10 protein-coding genes and 3 tRNA genes are annotated in these 18,588 nt (G+C 71.5%); all 13 read left to right on the top strand.

Annotation, left to right across the window (positions count from 1 at the left end):
- Positions 1-14 precede the first annotated feature (14 nt).
- Complete coding sequence (locus tag WC326_07580) at positions 15-2,699, top strand: diguanylate cyclase (protein ID MFA7330915.1); 2,685 nt, start codon at positions 15-17, stop codon at positions 2,697-2,699.
- A 45-nt stretch (positions 2,700-2,744) separates the two neighbouring features.
- Positions 2,745-2,818 (top strand) — tRNA-Ala (locus WC326_07575).
- Positions 2,819-2,868: 50 nt separating this feature from the next.
- A tRNA-Gly gene (locus WC326_07570) sits at positions 2,869-2,941 on the top strand.
- Between the two features lie 35 nt (positions 2,942-2,976).
- Positions 2,977-3,047 (top strand) — tRNA-Cys (locus WC326_07565).
- Positions 3,048-3,300: 253 nt separating this feature from the next.
- On the top strand, positions 3,301-3,996 hold the full coding sequence (locus WC326_07560; protein ID MFA7330914.1) for a hypothetical protein: 696 nt from the start codon (positions 3,301-3,303) through the stop codon (positions 3,994-3,996).
- Positions 3,989-6,895, top strand: coding sequence for a GAF domain-containing protein (locus tag WC326_07555; protein ID MFA7330913.1), 2,907 nt, complete (start codon positions 3,989-3,991; stop codon positions 6,893-6,895). The genes WC326_07560 and WC326_07555 overlap by 8 nt, the downstream gene beginning before the upstream one ends.
- A 95-nt stretch (positions 6,896-6,990) precedes the next feature.
- On the top strand, positions 6,991-7,371 hold the full coding sequence (locus tag WC326_07550; GenBank protein MFA7330912.1) for a response regulator: 381 nt from the start codon (positions 6,991-6,993) through the stop codon (positions 7,369-7,371).
- On the top strand, positions 7,368-7,751 hold the full coding sequence (locus WC326_07545; GenBank protein MFA7330911.1) for a response regulator: 384 nt from the start codon (positions 7,368-7,370) through the stop codon (positions 7,749-7,751). Before WC326_07550 ends, WC326_07545 begins: the two co-directional genes overlap by 4 nt.
- Positions 7,752-7,766: 15 nt before the next feature.
- On the top strand, positions 7,767-9,446 hold the full coding sequence (locus tag WC326_07540) for a nucleoside kinase (GenBank protein ID MFA7330910.1): 1,680 nt from the start codon (positions 7,767-7,769) through the stop codon (positions 9,444-9,446).
- Positions 9,447-9,630: 184 nt separating this feature from the next.
- A complete protein-coding gene (locus tag WC326_07535) occupies positions 9,631-9,909 on the top strand; it encodes a BMC domain-containing protein (GenBank protein MFA7330909.1) in 279 nt (92 codons plus the stop codon).
- Between the two features lie 41 nt (positions 9,910-9,950).
- Positions 9,951-10,448 carry a BMC domain-containing protein gene (locus tag WC326_07530; GenBank protein MFA7330908.1) on the top strand — a complete coding sequence of 166 codons (498 nt, stop codon included), beginning with the start codon at positions 9,951-9,953 and terminating at the stop codon, positions 10,446-10,448.
- A gap of 140 nt (positions 10,449-10,588) precedes the next feature.
- On the top strand, positions 10,589-13,318 hold the full coding sequence (locus tag WC326_07525; protein MFA7330907.1) for a S8 family serine peptidase: 2,730 nt from the start codon (positions 10,589-10,591) through the stop codon (positions 13,316-13,318).
- Positions 13,319-13,338: 20 nt separating this feature from the next.
- Positions 13,339-18,549, top strand: coding sequence for a right-handed parallel beta-helix repeat-containing protein (locus WC326_07520; protein ID MFA7330906.1), 5,211 nt, complete (start codon positions 13,339-13,341; stop codon positions 18,547-18,549).
- Positions 18,550-18,588: the final 39 nt, after the last annotated feature.

Raw genomic sequence — 18,588 nt, 5'->3', positions numbered from 1 at the left:
GAAAGGGTGGGCGCATGAGGTCCAGGCCCGTTGACGGTGCCATTCGGGACCAGACTCGACAGCTGATGGGCGGCCTGCTGGACGCGGCTCTGCACCTGGTGGAGAGCCCGCGGGGTTCGCTCATGCTGCTGGACGAGCAGAAGTGCCTGCGCCTGCGGGAAGCCCGCGGCCTGCGCGAGGACTGGCTGTCCGCCCCGGAGCGGGACCACCGCGACGGACCGGCGGGCCGGGCGCTGGCGGAGGGCCGGCCCCTGCACCTGCTGGGTTCCAGCCTGGGCCAGGCCGCCGTGGACGAGTCGCTGATTCTGCCCCTGCGCACGTCCCAGGGCCCGGTGGGCACGCTGAACCTCTCCCGGCAGGGCGGACAGCCCTGGTCCGACCGTCTGCGCGAGCAGGCCGTCTGCTTCTCCGAGAGCATGTCCCAGGCCCTGGAAGTGGTCCGCCTGAGCCAGGACCGCGACCGGCGCATGGCCGAGCTGGACCGCGTGCTGGCCTTCTCGCGCATCTTCGGCTCCACGCGCGAACTCTCCAAGATCCTCGAACTGCTGCTCTCCTGCGCGCGCGAACTCAGCGCCTGCCAGGCCTCGGTGGTCACGCTCTACACGCCCGCCGGCGAAAGCCACGAGGCCTGGGCCGGCCACTGCCTGGCGGAGCCCGTCCTCCAGCGCCTGGTCCAGGGGCTGCGCGAGCGCTTCGGCCACCGCTTCTTCGCCCGGGCCCGCCCGGAGGTCCACGAGCGGCTGGACTCGCTGGACGCGGAGCATCCTCTGCGCTTCCTGGCCGACGAAGGCGTGGCCCAGAGCGCCGTGGTGGTGCCGCTGGTCTTCGGCTACCGGATCCTCGGGCGCCTCTACCTGCTGGACTCCACCGAGCGCCTGCTGCACCGGGACACCCTGCGCCTGCTGATGCTGCTGGCCCAGGAGGCCTCCATCGCCATCGACCAGGGCCGGGCGATCCGCGAGCTGCAGGAGCTGGCCTTCGTGGATCCACTGACCCGCGTCTTCAACCGCAACTACTGGATCCAGCGCTTCGAGGAGGAGCTGGTGCGCGGCGAGCGGCGCGCCCAGCCGCTCTCGCTGATTATGATCGACATCGACCACTTCAAGGCCTACAACGACACCTACGGCCACCTGGTGGGCGACGAGGTGCTGCGCATGGTGGCCCAGGTGATCCGCTCCTGCCTGCGCGAGGTGGACGTGGTGGGCCGCTTCGGTGGCGAGGAGTTCGGCGTGCTGCTGCCGGACACGGACGAGGGCGGCGCGGACTTCGTGGCCGAGCGCATCCGCATGATGGTCCAGCGCCTGGACCTGGGCCGCCCCAGCTCGCCCCTGGGCGGGCTGACCATCTCGCTGGGCTTGGCCTGCGCGGGCGGGCAGCGCCTGACGGTGGAGGAGTTGATCCGCCAGGCGGACACGGCGCTGTTCGTCTCCAAGGAGCAGGGCCGCAACCGGGTGAGCATCTATTCCACTGAAGGTGTGCGGCAGTCCCCCGAGCTGCCGCCGGATCCGCCCCCGGACAGCCCGCCGGGCACGCCGCTGGTCAGCATGAGCGACTTCCTGTTCCAGACGGCGGACCGGCTGGGCGGGACGCGCGAGCAGCGGCCCATGGGCGCCCAGCTGGGCTTCCAGATCCTGGTGCTGGGGGGCGCGCCCCACGAGCACCTGCCACTGGTCCACCTCTTCGATTCGCTGGGCTACCACACGGTCCTGGAGCAGCCCGACACCCCGGGCGCCCAGGTGCTGGAGCCGCTGGGCCAGTCCCGCCCCGACCTGGCCGTGCTCGACCTGGAGTCGCCGCCCGCCGGTCTGGACGGACTGATCCAGCTGCGCGAGCTCAAGACCCGCGACCCGCTGCTGCCCGTGGTCGTGCTGGCCGGCCAGGACGGCATCGAGAGAGCCGTGGAGGCCATCCGGCTGGGCGCCGACGACTACCTGCTCAAACCCTACGGCGCCAAGGAGATCCGCATCTGCGTGGAGAAGGCCTTCAGCAAGCGCTTCCGCATGCTGCAGGGCGACCGCCAATCCACCCGCTCCTCCAACCTGAGCGTGGACCTGAACCGCGCCTCGGAGGAGGTGCGGCGCGAGTTCGTGCGCAGCGCCCAGGAGCTGCGCATCATGCAGGAGTTCAACCGGCGCAGCCTCGAGCATCCCACCCAGGGCGCCCTGATGCTGGATTCCCAGCGTCGCCTGTTGCAGATCAACCGGCTGGCCTGCGAGATGCTGGGGCTGGAGGAGAGCGCGGGCACGGGCCGTTCGCTCTTCCACGCCGCCCCCTCGCTGGACAATCCCCGCCTGGCCAACGCGCTGACCCATGTGGAGCAGACGGGCGAGGCCGTGGACATCAACGATTTCTGGCTCAAGGCGCCAGGCACCGAGGCCAGCGCCCTGCACAAACTGCGCTTCATCCCGGTCTTCCTGGAGACGGGCGAGACCCTGCTGCTGCTATTGCTGGAAAACATGCGCGACCGCCGCTTGATCCGCGAAGAGGGCCGCCGGCTGCGCATGCGCATCGCGCGCGAGATCCACGGACGCATCGCCCAGCACTTGCAGGTGATCACCGGCCGGGCGGAACTGGCCGAACTGGGCGCGACGACGGATCCCCATTCCCTGCAACAGATCCAGCACGCCGCGCGCCGCGTCAGCCAGATTCTGGGCGAATTGGGGGCCGATCTTCCCGACGAACCCCCGGCGACCCCTTGACAAGCTCCTTCGCATCCGCTTACTTTTGGGCCTTTGAAATCGCACGGGGCATTAGCTCAGTTTGGTAGAGCGCTTGACTGGCAGTCAAGAGGTCAGCGGTTCGACCCCGCTATGCTCCATGGTTCTTGATCTTTCAGCCCTGGCGCTGTAGATTGGGGCCCTGTTCTACGCGAGAGTAACTCAGTTGGTAGAGTACCACGTTGCCAATGTGGTTGTCGCGGGTTCGAACCCCGTCTCTCGCTTGCGCTGGCGTCCGCTTCGGCGGACGCTTTCGTTTGGCGGCGTAGCCAAGTGGTAAGGCAGAGCTCTGCAAAAGCTCGACCACCAGTTCAAATCTGGTCGCCGCCTCTTTCCAAGTCCCGGTTTTGCCGGGACTTTTTTTGTGGGCGCGCCCCGCGGTCACGCAAGCTGCGCAAGTGGCTCAAGACGCTCTTCCCAACAGCGGATAAGTCTTGTCGGGGCCACCGGCAGAAGGCATATTCAGCCCGCCCTGAACATGGCTCGGGACACAACCTGTTGCAATCCCCCCCCGGTGCGTGCGCTCCGTCCGCCGCGCCGCGCTGTGCGTTTGGGAAGTTGGCAGCACAAGACCTTGGTGGGCATGGACAAACGAATCTCCAGCCAACGGCTTGCGGAGGCCCCGCTGGCCCCGGCCCACTGGCTGGAGCTGCGGGAAGGGCTGGACGCCCGGCCCAACGGTGAGTCCCTGGCCCGGCTGGCCGAGACCCACGCCCCCCTGCTGCTGGCCCTGCTGCGGCGGGCGGGCAGCGCCGCCGCCCACCCCGCGGACTGTCCGCGCTCGGCCCGCGAGGCCGTCGAGCGTCTGGGTCTGCCCGAATCCCATCGCCTGCTGCACGCCCTGCTGCTGCTGATCCAGCCCTGTCCGGACGCCCCCGGCTCCCGTGCCCAGGCCTGCCGCCGCGCCGCGCGCCGCCTGCTGGAGCAGGTGCCGGCGGCCGAGTACCGGCCGGGCGAACTGGAGCGGACCCTGCTGCACCTGCTGGAGTGGGCCGGCCAGTGCGCGGCCGCCGCGGGCGCGGAGCCCCCGGCCGGGCAGCTGGGCCCCTGGCTGCTGGACAGCCTGGGTGGGGCTGCGGGCCTGCATCCCGAGCTGACGGCCGCCCTGCTGGCGACCTCGGCGCCGGCGGACTCCGACCCCACGGCGGCCCGGCGGGGCGACCTGCTGCGCGCGGCCTGGAAGCTGGGCGCCGCGGAGACGACGGAGCTGCCCATCGACGAGGCCCTGGCCCGGCGGCTGGGTTTGCCGGCGCGACCCGCCGGAGGCCGGCATGCCTGAGCCGGGAGTGGATCTGCGCCGCCTGCTGCAACGCGCCCTGGATTCCCTGCTGGCCGGCGGCCAGCCGTCGGACCTGGAGCTGGTGCTGCTGCGCTCGGATCACGCCCTGCGCGCCCAGGACGGCCTGATCCGCGACTTGCGCCAGTCCCTGGGCGAGCACATCGACGAGCTGCAGGCGCAGCTGGACCAGCTGGCCGCGCTGCGCGGCGTGGGCGCACTGCTGGCGGCCTGGACCGACAGCGAGAGCCTGTTCGACCGGCTGCCCGGCGAGCTGCGCCGGCTCTTCGGGGCCGACAGCGTCTCGCTCTACCTGCTGGACATGGAACATCAGCAGTTGGAAATCGTGGGCGCGGACCCCGCCGACGAGCCGCGCAACACGCGCGCCCTGCCCCTGGAGCGCGGCACGGCGGGCTGGGTGGTGCGCCACGGGCGCGGCCGCCTGGTGCCGGACTGCCGGCTGGATCCCGTCTTCCTGGAGCTGGCCCCCTCGGAGGACGCGCCCTTCCGGACGCCGGGCTGCCTGCTCTGCGCGCCGCTGCAGGTGGGCGGACAGGTCCTGGGTGTGGTCAACGTCTCCCACGCCGAGCCCGGCCGGCTGGACGCCCGGGACGAGAACCTGCTGGGCCTGCTGGCGCCCTTCATGGCCCAGGCCCTGGCGCGCACGCGCCTGCAGGACGGCTTCCGGCTGCGGCTGGGCGAACAGACCCGCGAACTCCAGGACGTGCGCGAGTTCTTCCAGAGCATCATCAACTCCAGCGACGACCTGATCGTGGTGCTCAGCCCGGACTACGAGATGATCCTCATCTCCACCGTGCTCGAGCGCTTGCTGGGAGTGCCGGTGGGCCGGCTGCTCAACCAGCCCGTGGAGCACGAACTGCTGGACGAGGCCACGGGCGCCGAGCTGCGCGGCCTGCTGGGCCAGGGCGAGTGCCTGCGCGACCGCGACGTGCTGCTGCACCACGCCGACGGCCGCGACCTCCACGCCTCGCTCAACGCCAGTCCGATCCTCGGGCCGGCGGGCGAGCGCCTGGGCCACCTCTGCATCTTCCGCTCCATCGAGCGGCGCATGCGCACGCACCACGAGCTGACGCGCCTCAACACCCGGCTCAACCTGCTCTTCGAGGCCGCCGTGGACCTGGGTTCCAGTCTGGACCTGCCCCAGGTGCTGGAGCGCAGCCTGGCCTGGATCCACCGCCTGATCGAGGCCGACGAAGCCAGCCTGCTGCTGCTCAGCCCGGACGGCCGCAGCCTGACCCGCCTGCGCGCCGGCCAGCCGCCGGAGGAGGGGATCGCCCTGGGCGAGTGCCCCGAGGGCCTGGTGGTGAGCCAGCTCAAGCCCCTGCTGCTGGCCGAGCCCGCCGCCGTGCGCCAGTTCCTGCCCGAGGCCGGCGGCCGCCTGCAGAGCTGCATCATGGTCCCCATGCGCGTGCAGGACTCGGTGCTGGGCATCCTGCGCGTGGACAGCCACAATCCGGACCGGCTCTTCACGCACCAGGACCTGCGCCTCTGCTCGACCTTCACCAACCAGGCCGCACTCTCCATCGAGAACAGCCGGCTCTACGCCGCCACCCGCCGGGAGAGTTCGCGCCTGCTGGGCCTGCTGGACCTCTCGCGGCGCATCCGCGACCTGCGCACCAGCCAGGCCATCCTGGCCCAGTTCGGCCAAACGGCCCTGGACCTGGCCGGCGTGCAGGCCGTGGTGGCCTGGGAGTACCGGCGCAACGAGCACCAGCTGCGGCGCGCCTGCCTGCTGGGCAAGGACCTGAGCCTCGAGCCCGGCGAGAGCGTGCTGCCCGCCAGCCTGCCCGGGGACGACCCCCTGCCCTACCTGCTGGGCAACCGGGAGCGCCGCCTGCGCTACAAGCCGCTGCCCGAGCAGCTGCCGCCCTGGGCCCCCGCCGTGCGCGGCCGTGCCGGCGCCGCCTCGCTGCTGGCCGTGCCTGTGATGGACGAGGGCGAGGTCTACGGCCTGCTGCTGGTCTACGGCGACGAGCGCCACCCGCCGCTGGAGGAGGAGGAGAGCTTCATCAGCGTGCTGGCCCTCCAGGCCGCGGCGGCCATCCACAGCCAGCGGCTGCTGATGGAGAACCAGACGGCGCGCGAGTTCCTGACCAGCGTGGTGACCTCCGCCACTGATGCCATCGTCGTGACGGATCGGGTGGGGCGGATCACGCTCTTCAATCCCGGCGCGGAGAGCATGCTGGGCCTCTCGGCCACGGACATGGTGGGCCGGCACGCCCCGGCCCTCTACCCGGAGGCCGGCGCGCTGCTGACGGACATGCGGCGCGCCATGCGCCAGGGCCAGGACCACCTCACCTTCGAGACCAACCTGCGGGCCCGGGATGGGCGACAAGTCCCCGTCCAGCTCTCGCTCAGCTGGATGCGCGACGCGCGCAACCGGATCACCGGCGTGCTGGGCGTGGCCAAGGACATCCGCGAGCTCAAAAAGCTCGAGCAGACCCGGCTGGAGGCCGAGCGCCTGAGCGGCATCGAACGCATGGCCGTCACAGTCTCCGACAAGATCAACACGCCGCTCTCCGTCATCCTGGCCCAGCTGGACATGGTGCGTCTGCTGCAGAAGGATCTGGGACCCGGCGCCCTGGAGGCCCTGCAGTCGGTGGAGAACCAGGTGGTGGTGATCAAGGCGATCCTCGACCAGCTGAACGAGCTCAAGCACGCCCGGATCAAGGCCTACGCCTTGCCCAACGTGCACATGTACGACCTGGAGCAGGCCGAGCGCGCGCAACCCGAAGCGGCGGCGCGGCCCGAAGCGCCGCTGCGCGACGAGTCTCCCGGACGCGAGCCGGGAGCGGCGGAGCCCGACCTGCACGCCCGGCCCCTGCCCCGACCCCTGCGGCGCAAGGCGCCCCATGGCCGCGGGCGCTCCGATCCCTCCTGACCCGCCGTCCGGCCCGGCGCGTTGCGATTTGACGACGGCGGGCGTAAGTTGCCCACGCCCGACAGGCCGTTGGGCGCACCAAACCCCGGGGCCCGATGGACGCTCAAGCAACCCGCAGCGTGATGGTGGTGGAGGACAACGACGACTACCGTCGGGTGCTGGCCCAGTTCCTCGAGTACTACGGCTTCGCGCCCGTCCTGGACGCGGCGGACGGCCAGGCGGCCTGGGATCTCCTGCAGACCTGCTCCGTGGACCTGCTGATCACCGACATCAACATGCCGCGGATGAGCGGAATCGAATTGATGGAAAAAGTCCGCGCCAAGCAGCCGGCCTTGCCCATCATCGTGATCACGGGCTACGCCCAGGAATTGCACCATCTGGCGCCCTTCGATGTCCAGGCCACATTGATCAAACCCTTCAAGATGCCCCTGCTGGATGCCGAAATACGACGCATCTTCAGTCAGGGGAACGCATGAAGGGTCGCATCCTGATCATCGACGACTATCCCGGCGTGCGGGAGACCCTGGGCGCGTTCCTGTCCGCCCTGGGACACGAGGTGCTGCTGGCCGGCGACGGCCCCGAAGGCCTGCGCCTGCTGGCCGAAGAGCATCCCAGCCTGCTCTTCCTGGACATCGTGATGCCCGGCATGAGCGGCCTGGAGGTGATCCGGCGCATCCGCGAGATCCACTCCAGCGTGCCTGTGGTGATGATCACGGGCCACGACGCGCCGGAGATCGCCCGCGAACTGCTGCTGGCCGGCGCCACGGACTTCATCCGCAAGCCCCTCAACCTGGACTACGTGCAGCGCGTCACCGAGGCCTGTCTGGCCAAGCAGCCGCGCCCGCGCGACGCCTGATCCACCGGAGACCCGATGTTCCCCCAGCCTTCCGCCTGCCTGCGCGTCACCCTGGAACACGACGCCGTGCACGAAGTCCCCGCCGGCACCCTGGTGGGTTCGCTGCCGGGCGCAACCGCGCTGTGCGCCGGACTGGAGCCCGTGGCCGCGCTGGTCAATCACGACCTGGTCTCGCTCTCCTATCCGCTGGAGATCAACGCGCGCGTGCGCTTCCTGACCCTGGCCGACGCCCACGGCTGGCGCGTCTACCAGCGCTCGCTCTCCTTTTTGACCGCCCAGGCCCTGCGCGAGTGCTTCCCCGCGGCCGTGGTCTCCCTGCAGCACTCGCTGGGCCAGGGCCTGTTCTGGAGCTTCCGCAACAACGCCCACGACGGGATCAGCCCGGAGCAACTGGACGAGCTGCGCTCCGTCATGCGCGGGCTGGTGGAGCGCGACCTGCCCATCGAGCGCCGCAAGGTCTCCTTCGAGGAGGCCATCGAGCAGTTCCAGGCCGCCGGGCAGACGGACAAGCTGGACCTGCTGCGCTTTCGCAACCCGCCCCACGTGGTGCTGCACGCCTGCGCGGGCTTCACCGACCTGGCCCACGGCCCGCTGGTCTCACGCACGGGGCTGCTGGAGCGCTTCGACCTGGTGGAGTACGAGCGCGGCTTCGTCCTGAACCTGCCCACTCCGCGTCCGCCCCACCAGGTGGAGGAGCTGGAGCGCCAGCCACACCTGTTCCAGATCTATCAGGAGCACAAGGAGTGGGGCCGGATCCTCGGCGTGAACACCGTGGGCCGCCTCAACGAGACCATCGCAACGGGGGAGATCGAGGCCTTCATGCGGACGGCCGAGGCCCTGCACGAGCTGAAGATCGGCCGGATCGCCGAACGCATCGTGGCCCGGCGCGCCGAGCTGCGCCTGCTGCTCATCGCCGGACCCTCCTCGGCGGGCAAGACCACCTTCGCCAAGCGCCTGACCACGCACTTGACCGTCCACGGCCTGCGCCCCGTGGTGCTGGGCACGGACGACTACTTCGTGGGTCCGGAGCAGACGCCCCGGGACGAGGACGGCAAGCTGGACTTCGAACACGTGGAGGCCGTCGACCTGCCCTACTTCAACGAGAGCCTGGCCCGGTTGACGGAGGGCCAGGAGATCGAGGTGCCGACCTTCAACTTCCAGACCAAGCAGCGCGAGTTCCACGGCCGGCGCATCCGGCTGGAACCCGACCAGCTGCTGATCGTCGAGGGTATCCACGGGCTGAACCCGCTGCTCAGCGCCATGGTCCCGGCGGAGCGCAAGTTCCGGATCTTCGTCAGCGCGCTGACCCAGCTCAACCTGGACCGCAACAACCGCATCTCCACCACGGACAACCGCCTGATGCGCCGGATGGTGCGCGACCACCGCTACCGGGGCCACTCGGCGCTGGACACCCTGCGCAGCTGGGCCAGCGTCCGGCGCGGGGAGGAGCGCTGGATCTTCCCCTTCCAGCGCGAGTCCGAGGCCACCTTCAACTCCGCCCTGGACTTCGAACTGGCCGTGCTCAAGCCCAAGGTCGAGCCGCTGCTGATGCAGATCAAACCCTCGCATCCGGAGTACGCCGAGGCCCGCCGGCTGGCCCAATTCCTCTACAATTTCCTGGCCGTGGAGGACCGCAGCGTGCCGCGCACGTCCATCCTGCGCGAGTACATCGGCGGCAGCGCGTTCAAGTACTGAAGCCGGACCGCGGGTCCGGTCGGCAGCGGAATCCCGGGCCCGCCGGGACCGCAGAATGTGCCGCGGCGATGGACACCGGCCGCTCCTCTTTCCTACCTTGCAGCCGCTGGAGCCGCCGCCCGTCTCGCAGGCGAGCGCAGCCGGTCTCCGTCGGGAGTGATCAATCTGTCTGGAGGATGCAGGCATGTCTCTTGAAGCCCTGGGCATGGTGGAAACCAAGGGCCTGGTGGGCGCCATCGAAGCGGCGGATGCCATGGTCAAGGCCGCCAAGGTGGAGCTGATCGGCCGGGAACAGGTGGGTGGCGGCTACGTGACCGTGATGGTCCGCGGCGACGTGGGCGCGGTGAAGGCCGCCACGGACGCCGGTGCCACGGCCGCCGAGAAGGTGGGCGAGGTGGTGTCGGTCCACGTGATTCCGCGTCCCCATGCGGAAGTGGAACTGATCCTCCCGCGTCGGTCCTGAAACGGAGCGCGCCGCCCACACCGGCGGCGCGTGTTTTTTCCATGGATGAAGCACTGGGCTTCGTGGAAACCCGTGGTCTGGTGGCCGCCATCGAGGCCTGCGACGCCATGTTGAAGGCGGCGCGCGTGCGTTTGGTGCAACGCCAGGTGGTGAATCCCGCCCTGATCACCATCTGCGTGGAAGGCGAGACCTCCGCCGTCCAGGCGGCCGTGGATGCCGGAGCCCGGGCCGCCGAGCGCGTGGGCCGCGTGGTCTCCGTCTTGGTGATTCCCCGTCCCGCCGCCGGCGTGCGCGCCCTGGCGGGCTCGCTGGAACGGGAGGCTTGGTCTCCCGCGGATCCGCTTCCCGCCCCGGGTCCCACGCCCGCGACGACCCTCCGGCACCCGGCCACGCCGGAGGACCTGCGGGCCCTGCCGGTGCGCGAACTGCGGGCCCTGGCCCGTCGCCTGCCGGGCTTTCCCCTGGGTGGTCGGCGCATCTCCCAGTCCACGCGCGAGGAACTGCTGGGCCATCTGGGCCACCTGCTCTTCTCCCGCTGACGCCTCCCCCTCGGGCCGGGCGGACGAGCGCAGCGGCGGACCCGGTTGCTGACAGGCACTCACGACATCCACTCGCGCCCGATCGCAGGCCGGGATCCGACCCGGCGGGTTCGGGCGCTTCGGCAGGAAGGGGGGGGGACATGCCGCGCTGTTCGCACCCGCACGTGTCCGCCGGATTGCGCGCGGCGCTCGCGGCCTTGCTCCTGATCCTGCTGCTGGCGACGCAGGCCACGGCGGGACCCGCCACGGACTGGGTCTTCCGCTGCGCGGACGCGGCCACGGCCCGGCGCCTGCTGGAACCCGCTTCGACTCTCCGAGGGCACCTGCCCGCCGGCGCCCGGCTGGAACAGGCCCTGCCCGGTACACCACCTCCCGAACTGGCGGCCGTCCTGCGCCTCAGCCTGCCGGCGGAGGCTTCACTGGCCGAAGTCTTCAAGCACGTGCAGGCGGAGGCCGCGCCGCACTGGCTCGAGTCCGCCCCCCTGCGCCAGACCGACCGCCTCCCCGACGACCCCCTCTACAGCCAGCTCTGGTCCCTGCCCCAGATCCAGGCCCCGGCGGCCTGGGATCTTCACGTGGGTCAGGGGGAGGTGTTGCTGGCCGTGGTGGACACGGGCGTCGAGCTGAGCCATCCCGACCTGGCCGGAGCCCTCTGGACCAACCCGGTCGAGAGCACGGGCCTGGCCGGCGTGGACGACGACGGCAACGGCATCGTGGACGACCTGCACGGCGCCGACCTGCTGGACGGGGATGGCGATCCCAGCCCCGCCGCCGGCGACCAGAGCCACGGCACGCACACGGCGGGCACGGCGGCCTGTGTCACGGACAACGGCGCGGGCCTGGCCTGTCCGGCCTGGAGCGCCCGCCTGCTGGCCGTGCGCGCCGGCCACCAGAGCACGGTGAGCCGCGGCGTGGAGGGCATCTGGTACGCGGCCCAGGCCGGCGCGCGGATCATCAGCTGCTCCTGGGGCGGCGACAGCCGCTCCACCTACGAAGACGAGGTGATCCAGGCCGCCCGCGCGCTGGGCGCCCTGGTGGTGGCCTCGGCGGGCAACGACGGCACGGAGCGCCTGCACTACCCGGGGGCCTACGACGGCGTGCTCTGCGTGGCGGCCTCCACGCCCGAGGACACGCGCCTGGCGGGCAGCCAGGTGGGCTGGTGGGTGGACCTCTGCGCTCCGGGCAGCGCCATCCTCTCCAGCGTGATTGGCGGGGGCTACGGCTTGAAGAGCGGCACGTCCATGGCCACGCCGCTGGCGGCCAGCCTCTGCGCCCTGGCCTCCAGCCGCTTCCCGGGCGAGACAGGCGACCAGCTGCGCGAGCGCGTCAAGGCGGGCTGCGACAACGTGGACGAACAGAACCCCGGCCTGGAAGGCAAGCTGGGCAGCGGGCGGCTCAACGCCTGGCGCACCCTGAGCCAGTCGCCGCGGGCCGTCCAGTTGGAGGGCTTCGTCGTGGCGGACGCCGACGCGGACGGCGTGGCCGAGCCCGGCGAGGCCGTCCAGGTCCGGCTGCGGGTCCGCGCGCTGCTGGGCACTTTCGGCAGTCTGCAGGCCGCCTGCTTCCTGCAGGCCGGCGAGGGCACGCTCCAGGATGGCCTGATCCAGCTGGGCGCCCTGTCCCAGGGCCAGCTGGTGGAACCGACGGACGCTTTTTCCCTGACCCTGGCCAGCGGGCTGGAACCCGGCCAGGACCTGCGCCTGCACCTGCTCTTCACGGCGGAGGGCGGCTTCAGCCAGGGCGCGGACCTGCTGCTCCGCGTGGCACCCACCTACGTCACCCACGACAATTCCCGCCTGCAGCTCAGCGTGGGCGGCGCGGGCGTGCAAGGCTACTACGATTTCGAGCAGAACCAGGCCGTGGGCGACGGCCTGCGCTGGCCGCCCGGCTCGCCCTCGCATCTCTATCACGGCAGCCTGCTGCTGGCGCTGGCCGACGGCCAGGTGGCCCACAACGCCACCATGGTGCCCGGCGATCCGGCGGAGCTGCTCAGCCTGCCCGGCGGCGAGATCCGCCGCGAGGAGAACGCCGGCGCGCTGCACAGCGAGGCCGAGTTCTCGGCCACGGGTCTGGCGGGCCTGCGCGTGCGCCAGGACGTCCACAGCTGGCCGGACGCGGATTGGGTCCTTCTGCGCTGGACGCTGCAGAACACGGGCAGCCAGCCCCTGAGCGGCCTCCAGCCCGGCCTCTGGCTGGATCTGGACGTCGCCGGCAGCTACAACAACGACACGGGCGGCTGGGACAGCCAGACCGGCACGGGCTGGATCACGGACGCCGGCGGCCTTGAAGTAGGCGCGCGCTGGCTCTCCGAGGCGGCCTGGGCCTACCGGCTCTGCCACTGGAGCGAGTGGTCGGGTTTCGGGCTGGAGGACGGCGAACTCTTCGGCTGGCTGAACGCCGGTTTCGGACAGACGGCCACGGAGACGCCCGCCGACCAGCAGATCCTGCTGGGCGCCGCGCCGCTGGATCTGGCGCCCGGACAGCAGCGCGAGCTGGCGCTGGTTTTGTGCGCGGGGTCCGACCTGGAAGCCCTGCGCGCGGCGGGCCAGGCCGCGCTTGACCAGTGGGAGGCCCTGGACCTGTCCGGGGAGCCCGCGCCCGGGCGGCCCGGCGGCCTGGAACTGGGCGTGGCGCCCAATCCCTTCAATCCGGACACTCGCTTCCAGGTAACGCTGCCCCGGCCGGGCGCGCTGGGCTGGCGCGTCTACGATCTGCGGGGCCGGCTGGTGCTGGAGGGCCGGCGCGCGGCGCTGCCGGCGGGGCTCTGGACGGAGCGGCTGGCCCTGTCAGGGCAGGCGAGTGGACTGTATCTTCTGGTGGTGGAACAGGGCCCGCTCCAAGCGGCGGAGCGCCTGCTGCTGATACGCTGAGTGTGTTGCGGAGGTGGGTCATGATCGGCACGGGACGGGTTGGTGCGGTGCTTCTCCTGCTGGCGATGGCCGGGAGCGCGGGAGCCGTGGAGCTGCGGGGCACCCTGCAGGGCAAGCGCGTGGTCCGGGCCGACGAATCCCCGCTGCTCATCCCCGCCACGCTGACGGTGCCCGCGGGCGCCAGCCTCTGGCTGGAACCCGGCGTGAACGTGCGCCTGGGCGAAGGTGCCTGCCTGGTGGTGGAGGGCGAGCTCCACGCGCTGGGTGAGAAGCGGGCCCCCATCCGTTTCGAGCCCCAGGTCGAAGGCCAGCGCTGGGGCAACGTCAAGCTCCTGGGCGACAAGGACCTGCCCTGCTACGACGGCGACGGCCGCTACCTGGACGACTCCGGCGGCAGCCGCCTGCTGTTTTGCGAGTTCCGCTCCGGCGGCCAGGTGGTGGACGACCAGTACGACGGCGGCGCCGTCTACCTGAACGGCAGCGCGCCCATCATCCGCGACTGCCTCTTCCTGGGCAACAAGGCCGACCGCGGCGGCGCCCTGGTGGCCTACAACTTCGCCACCCCGCTGATCGAGTCCTGCACCTTCGAGGGCAACGAATCGCTGCTGGACGACGGCGGCGCGCTCTACTGCTTCTTCTACAGCGACGCCCAGATTCTGCGCAACTTCATCGTGCAGAACCGCTCCGCGCGCCACGCGGGCGGCCTCTACATCTCGGTCTCCAACCCGCTGGTGAAGGAGAACGCCTTCATCGACAATTCGTGCGTGGGCTGGGGCGGCGCCATCTATGTCTCCTCGTCCAGCCCGCGCATCCTGGACAACGCGCTCTACGAGGCCACGGGGGAGGACCGCTCCACGGGCCTGGTCTTCCAGACCGACTGCCGGCCGGAGGTGAAGGGCAACAGCCTGCAGTCCGGCGGCGTGGAGGTCTACGGCCTGAATCTGGCCGAGGACCTGGACCTCTCCGGCAACTGGTGGGGCACCACCGACGAGTTCCTCGTGCAGGGCAAGGTCCAGCAGCGGGGCCGCGGCCAGGACCGCAAGCTGGTCACCGCCCCCTGGCGCGACCGCCCGGTGGCCAACCTGCTCACCCAGCCGGTGGAGATCCTCAGCCTGCACGCCATGGGCGACCGCAATTGGGCCGACACCCTGGCCTTCGATCTCTGCGACCAGGCCGTGGCCCGCATCCAGATCGGCGCCGTGGACCGCAACCGCTACGCCTTGGACCAGACCAGCGCCGAGGTGCGCGTGCTGGAGCGACCCGAGGAGGCCCTCACGCTGATCTTCCTGGAGACCGAGAAGGCCAGCGGGATCTTCCGCGCCCGGCTGGCCCTCAACCGCTCCGAAGAGGACACGCCGCGCCTGAATGTGCGGGTGGGCGAGCACGTGCTCTTCACCTCCACGGCCAATCGCGAGCTCAAGCGCCTCTACCGCGTGGACGAGGCGCGGCCCGTGGTGCACCAGCTGGCCGTGCTCTCCGACCCCGACCCCACCCACCTGGTGGCGGACACCCTGCGATTGGGCTGGCAGTACTTCAGCCTGCTGGGCGTCGACCAGCAGGCCTGGCAGCTCCAGGTGGCTTCGGACTCCAGTTTCACCCCGGCGGACCTCTGGGATTCCGGCCCGCGGCCGGCCGCGGCCCAGTCGCGCAGCCTGAGCTACCAGGGGAAACCCCTGGCGGACGGCGAGCGCTATTTCGTGCGCCTGCGCGTCCAGGGCGGCGGCGCCTGGAGCGCCTGGAAGCGCTTCCTGATCCGCAGCGACAACGCCCAGACCACCCTGCGGCTGAATTCCCTGCCCAACGTGCCCGTGCTGCTGGAGCCGGCGGAGAGCGCCCTGCTGCCCACCCTGCGGCCCCAGGTCAAGGCCGGTCCCGTCCGCGACCGCGAAGGCGATCCGGTAGGCTACGAGTTCCAGCTGGCCCAGGACGAGTTCTTCCAGCACGTGCTGGCTGCGACGAATCCCGCCGACTGGCGCGAGGCCAGCTGGACCCTGGAGCGCGACCTGGAGGACGACGGCGGCTACTGGGTGCGCGTGCGGGTCAGCGACGGCTTCGAGGCCGGCGCCTGGAGCGCGCCGCGCCGCTTCTACGTGAACCCCGTCGAGGAAGCCCCGGCGTCCTTCGAGCTGGCCGGCCCCACGGGCACCAGCGCCGACCTGCAGCCCGAGTTCAGCTGGGCCGCGGCGCCGGACCCGGATCCGCTCTCCAGCGTCGAGTACACGCTGCTGCTCAGCGCCAGCGAGGACCTGCGCGAACCGAAGCGCGTGCCGGCGGGCGTCGGACTGGCCCTGCGCCTGAAGGACGAGTTCCCCAACCGCGTGCCCCTCTGGTGGGCCGTGGAGGCCAAGGACAACACCGGGCGCACCACGCGCAGCCGGCGCGCCCTGCGCCTGCTGCCGGATTCCACGCCCTCCACGCCCGTGATCCTCTTCCCCAGCGGGGGCGAGGAGGCGCGGGCCGACCAGACGCCGCGCTTCACGCCCAGCCAGGATCCCTGGCCCCAGGACCGGTTGGTCTACGAGATCCAGGCCATCGCCCAGGGCGGCGAGTTCGCCAAGCCGCTCTTCCACCTGAAGAACCTGCAGGGCCCGGACCTGGCCAGCCAGTCGCTGGAGGCGTGGAGCGAGAGCCGCCTGCTGGCGGAGGACAAGGCCCACAGCTGGCGCCTGCGCGCGCTGGACAACCACGGCGTGGCCTCCGAGTGGTCGGAGCCCGCCACCTTCTGGTACAACCGCTCCAATAGCGCGCCGGGGCCCGTGGTCCTGCAGGCGCCGGCCGACAAGGCCCTCCAGCGCCAGGAGCCCACCTTGAGCTGGAGCGCGGCGACGGATCCCGACCACAGCGATCCCGCCAGCAGCCTGTCCTACGTCGTGCAGCTCTCCCAAGACCCGGGCTTCCAGGGCCGGCTGCTGGAGGAGCGCCTCACCGGCCGCACCGAATGGCTGCCGACGGGTCGGATCGCCGACAACGCGCGCTGGTACTGGCGCGTGCAGGCCCTGGACAACGAGGGCAGCGCCAGCGGCTGGAGCGCGGCACGCCAGTTCGTGTTCAACCAGGCGGACGAGGCCCCCGCCGGGCTGGCCTGGCTGGAGCCCGCCGAGGGCGCCCGGCTCTTCAAACTGGACCAGCTGGAGCTGGCCTGGCAGGCCGCGACGGATCCCGACGTGGACGCCCGGCTGACCTACTCGTGGCAGCTGCTCTCCGCCGCGCAGCCTGCCCAGGTGCTGGCCCAGGGTCAGACCAGCGAGACCCGCGCCACGGCCAAGGCGGCCCTCGCCAGCCGCTCCGACTACCTGCTGAAGGTCAGCGTCAAGGATGAGAGCGGGCTGGAGGCCGGCCTGCCCGCCCGCCGGGTGAGCGTGGACAGCCATCCCAGCGCGCCTGAGCCCCGGGTGGAGAAAGACGAGCTGGGCCTGCCGGACCTGCTGAGCTGGTCGGCCGCCCAGGATCCGGATCCCGCCGACCGCCTGAGCTACCGCGTGGAGATCCAGGATGCGGCGGGCAAGGCCCTGGCCCAGGCGCCGGGCCTGACCGCCACCCAGCTGGCCCTCGGCCGCCTGCCGGGCGTGGAGCGTCTGCCCGAGGATCAGGAACTGCGCTGGACCGTCACGGCGCGTGATCCCCACGGGCTGGAGTCCACGTCCACAGCGGGCCGCTTCTGGTTCAACCGCGCCAACAACGCCCCCAGCGCGCCGGTTTTCACCGCGGAGCTGGGCCAGGGCGGGGCCCTGCGCACGGACCGGCCCAGCCTGGCCTTCACGCCGGGCACGGATCCCGACCACAGCGATCCCCCCGCCAACCTCTGGCACGAACTTCAGCTGGCCACGGCGGCGAACTTCCAGAATGCCGCCACCCAGCGGGTCCCGGCCGGCGAGCGGGCGGTGAGCGGCCTGACCCTGGGCGACAACGCCCGCTGGCACCTGCGCCTGCGCTGCCTGGACGACCAGGGCACGCCCGGCCCCTGGAGCGCGCCGCTGGTCCTGGCTGTCAACCTGCAAGACGAACCGCCCGCCGTGCCGCAGCTGCGCACGCCTGGCGCGGGCCAGAAGCTCTATGACCTGAGCGGCCTGCAGGTGGCCTGGAGCGCCTGCGCCGATCCCGATCTGGACGCGCAGGTGCGCTACCGGGTCACCCTCGAGGACGGCAACGGCGCCCTGCTGCAGAAGAAGGAGACATCGGAGACCGCGCTGCGGCTCACCCAGGCCCTGCAGAACGACCAGGAGCTGCGCCTGACCGTGACGGCCCTGGACGAAACGGGACTCGAAGCCAGTTCGCTGCCCCTGCGCTTCACGGTGGACAGCCGGCCGGGCCCCGTCAGCCTGAGTGGGCGCGCCGGCCAGCTGCTGGGTTCGACCGACGCCCTGGCCTGGACGGAGTCCGCGGATCCCGATCCGGCGGACCGGCTGGTCTACGAACTGGCCTGGTCGAGCACCCGCTCGTTCAGCGACGGGGCCGTCAAGGAGGTGCCGGGCCTGCGCCTGCCCCTGGCGCAGCTCAGCGGCCTGCCGGAGAACGGCGAGGTCTGGTTCCGGGTGCGCGCCCGGGATCCCCACGGCCTGACGGGACCCTGGTCGGAGAGCTGGAACGGCGTCTGGGACGCCGTGAACGAGGCGCCGCGCTGGAGCGGCCGGCTGAGCCCGGCGGGCGGCCTGCAGAGCGCGCCCGTGGTGCTGGGCTGGGACGCGCCCCAGGACCCCGACCGCCGTCCCCAGCGCCTGCAGGTGGAGCTGAACAGCGCGGCGGACGCGGGCTTCCGGGAGGCGCCGCTGAGCCAGAAGGTGGACGCGGCGGCGGGGTCGGCCCCGCTGGCGCTGAAGGAAAACGGCCGGCGCTTCGTGCGCGCCCGGGTGGTGGACCAGGACGGCAAGAGCAGCGACTGGACGCCCGTGGAGGAATACGTGCTGAACGCCCGGGCCGAGGCGCCGGGCACGCCGGGCGGGCTGACGCCCAAGGACGGCAGCCAGGTGGCGCCAGGTTCGCTGACCTTCCGCTGGACGGAAGCCCGCGATCCCGATCCGGGGGAATCCGTCCGCCACGAGCTGGTGCTGGAAGGCCCTGCCGGTGAGCGTCGCGTGCCAGTGTCCGGCGGCACGGCCAGCGTGGAGCTGGAGCCCGGCGTCTGGCGCTGGAGCGTGCTGGCCAGCGATCCCGGCGGCCTGCAGACCCGCTCGGCCGTGCAGCGGCTGACTGTCCAGGCCCCGCCCCCGCCGCCGCCGCCCGCGCGGCCCTGAGCCCAGCCTGACCTGATCCCTGGACGGGCCGACGGATTT

The sequence above is a fragment of the Candidatus Delongbacteria bacterium genome (assembly GCA_041675285.1).
In the GTDB taxonomy this organism is placed as follows: domain Bacteria; phylum CAIWAD01; class CAIWAD01; order CAIWAD01; family CAIWAD01; genus CAIWAD01.
This window is presented reverse-complemented; position numbering and strand designations above follow the sequence as displayed.